We start from the raw sequence: 2,554 nt of genomic DNA on the forward strand, positions 1-2,554 counted from the left end.
GGCACGGGAAAAGGCACGCTCCCCCGCAGCCGCATGACGCGCGCACCCCGCCACCCGCGACATGACCGAAGACGCCCTCTGCAGCCAGGAGCCCCCCGCAGGAAGCCGCAAGGAACCAGAAACACCACCAACCATCACACACCACCTCCCAGGCCAGAGGACGGGGAACCGCTCCACGATCCCGTCGCCCCTTCGCGGTCAAGCTCCTCGATCATGAAGTCGGAGTCAGCAAGAGAGAAAGTGCCCGAGGGGCCGACAGGCGCCGTTTCACCAGGCGCGAGCAGACGGCCGGACACCCTGGTTCCATTAGAGGAATGCCGGTCCGTTATCTCGAACCCGCCACCAGGAAGGCGGCTGACTTGGGCATGTATCCTGCTGACGTTCATGTTGCCGCCCATATGGATGTCAGCCTGGGCGGATCTCCCTATGGTGGCCGTATCCTGGCTGCAATCCACACGGCATCCATCCCGGATTCTGGTGACACGGAAGCGGGGCCTCCTGCTCATGTTGAGGCTGGTCGGCCCTTCATCGCCGGAAACGCCGGAGGCCTCACCCGCCCCGCGTATATCCTGGTCAGGATGATGGGACATCCTCAGAATGGTATCCCCATCATTGCCCTCATCCGAAAGTCGAATTCCCGGATTGCCATCAGGTTCCTGAGCTCGATCCCCAGAGGAAGCCTCCGCGACAGCTCCCTCCTCCGGTAGCTTGAGAATCGTTTCCGAGTAGCGTTCATCCTCCTCGCCATGGGATTCATCCGCATGATCCCCGGTCGGATTCGTAACGGTTGGGCCCGCCCCGGCACCAATCTTGCTACGGGATTCGGAGCCCGAGGAGGCAGTGCTGGCGCCATCACCTCCCGGCAGAGTCCGGGACCTGCCCGCCGGAAGAATCGACGCCAGCATGGCATGGTAGGCATCCGCATTGAAGTCCTTGCTTGTTTGCACGAACGCCTCAACCGACTGAGACCACTCCGGATGCCCAAAAGCGCCAGAGTCGACCTTGCTGAGTCTGAAAAGCAGGGAAAGGGGACTGGCATCGAAGCGGGGCCCATCGACGATGGGTATCTGTATCATTCGCGGAACCGCGTCATCACCGGCAAAGTACAGATAATCCTGATGCCAGAGCACCGTCTGCAGAACCGCGCGCTCCTCCGCGCACACCCGCGCCACATCCTCTATGGCTTGCAAGACCCCGGCATACCGGTCAGCAGCAATGCCATGCCGCAGAACACGGCCCAGGGATATGGCTCCAGTCAAATCATAGTAGAACCTGGCTTCTCGGAAATCTCCCTCATAAGCGAAAGGAAGCAGGTAATCCGCATACCTTCCCGAAAGCAGAACCTGCGCCAGCGCCAAGTCAGGCATTTCGCCCCGGGTGGGGCTTACTGCCAGCGTGCATGCTCCGGAACCACGGTCACGCCTGATCCTGCACTTCGTCCTAGGCCATCCTTATCTTCGACAGCTGCCCCTGGGCAAAGCCTAGGAAACCATCCGAACCCGCCATGGCATACTTCATCAGGCGATCGAACTGGTCATCATCCATGCCGCCCTGGCAGTTCACCACGAACACCGTGCGGAAGACCAGGCCTTCCTCGGTACTCTGCACATAGGCAGTCGGCCCCTCATATTCCCGGTTCCAGGCATTGCAGCAATCCTTAAGCAAATCATGCTGGACATTCGGATGGCTGCCCTGCTCAGTCCCACGAACCACCAGATACTCATGATGCTCGCCATCCATAGCGAATGTGAGCATGATATTGGCCCACATTCCGAACCAGGCATGCTCATGATACTCGACATGGAAATTCTGCTGATCCATCCACCGCTTGATCCGGTCATCGTCGACGACGGCAGCCGGTCCTACATCACGCTGTGCCACTATTCAGCCTCTCTTTCCATAGGGCCCGCTGGGGATACGTATGGGATCCGGGTATTGCTCGCCCAACCAGGCATAGAAGACCTGTATGGTATTCAGCGAATCATCCAGCCTTGCCCCGAAGACATCCTCTCGTTCATCCCACATAATCTGGCCGACGCTGAAAACCCGCACGGCTCTGTCTTCCTCCGCCGAAGGTTCGCTGGCGTAGGCCTTGGTCCACGCCGCAACGCTGTTCCATTCATTGCAGACATTGACGGCATCACGGTACCGGGCCGAGCTGAACCCGCGGCTCCACAGACTCCTGAAGCTGATGGAGTCCAGACCAGCAGTCAGCGTATACAGCACCTCGCCCTCGAGCAAGGTGGCCAGAACCGACTCGCCCTCGGCATCAATGAAAACAGGCACGCCTCTCTGGCCGAGCATCCTAGCCAGGCGGGCAAGAGAGGTCGGGAGCCCTGCCGGCAGTTTCTCGTTCAACGCCGGCGAGCCGCCCATCGTCGATTCCGATCTTGTATCAGCGCCGTCCATGCTGGTCTCTTTCCATCTCGCCTTGTTGGGGTTTGTTTTTTCCTGTTACCGCAGCAGGGGTCACCGTCCGTTCGGGTCCCCTGGGTACTGTGGCGCGCCAGTCTGACTCGCACCAAGGCTTCCGTTAGCGACAACTGGATGACGG

3 protein-coding genes are annotated in these 2,554 nt (G+C 60.0%); all 3 read right to left on the reverse strand.

What is annotated here, in order from left to right:
* Positions 1-134: 134 nt before the first annotated feature.
* Entirely contained in the window at positions 135-1,367 is a 1,233-nt protein-coding gene (locus tag DKK75_RS08005; protein WP_110452904.1) for an FHA domain-containing protein, read from the reverse strand.
* Positions 1,368-1,440: 73 nt separating this feature from the next.
* Positions 1,441-1,881 carry a YbjN domain-containing protein gene (locus DKK75_RS08010; protein ID WP_181414529.1) on the reverse strand — a complete coding sequence of 147 codons (441 nt, stop codon included), beginning with the start codon at positions 1,879-1,881 and terminating at the stop codon, positions 1,441-1,443.
* A 3-nt stretch (positions 1,882-1,884) separates the two neighbouring features.
* Positions 1,885-2,304 carry a hypothetical protein gene (locus DKK75_RS08015; RefSeq protein ID WP_146208646.1) on the reverse strand — a complete coding sequence of 140 codons (420 nt, stop codon included), beginning with the start codon at positions 2,302-2,304 and terminating at the stop codon, positions 1,885-1,887.
* Positions 2,305-2,554 lie beyond the last annotated feature (250 nt).

The organism is Bifidobacterium asteroides (assembly GCF_003202695.1).
In the GTDB taxonomy this organism is placed as follows: Bacteria; Actinomycetota; Actinomycetes; order Actinomycetales; family Bifidobacteriaceae; genus Bombiscardovia; species Bombiscardovia asteroides_G.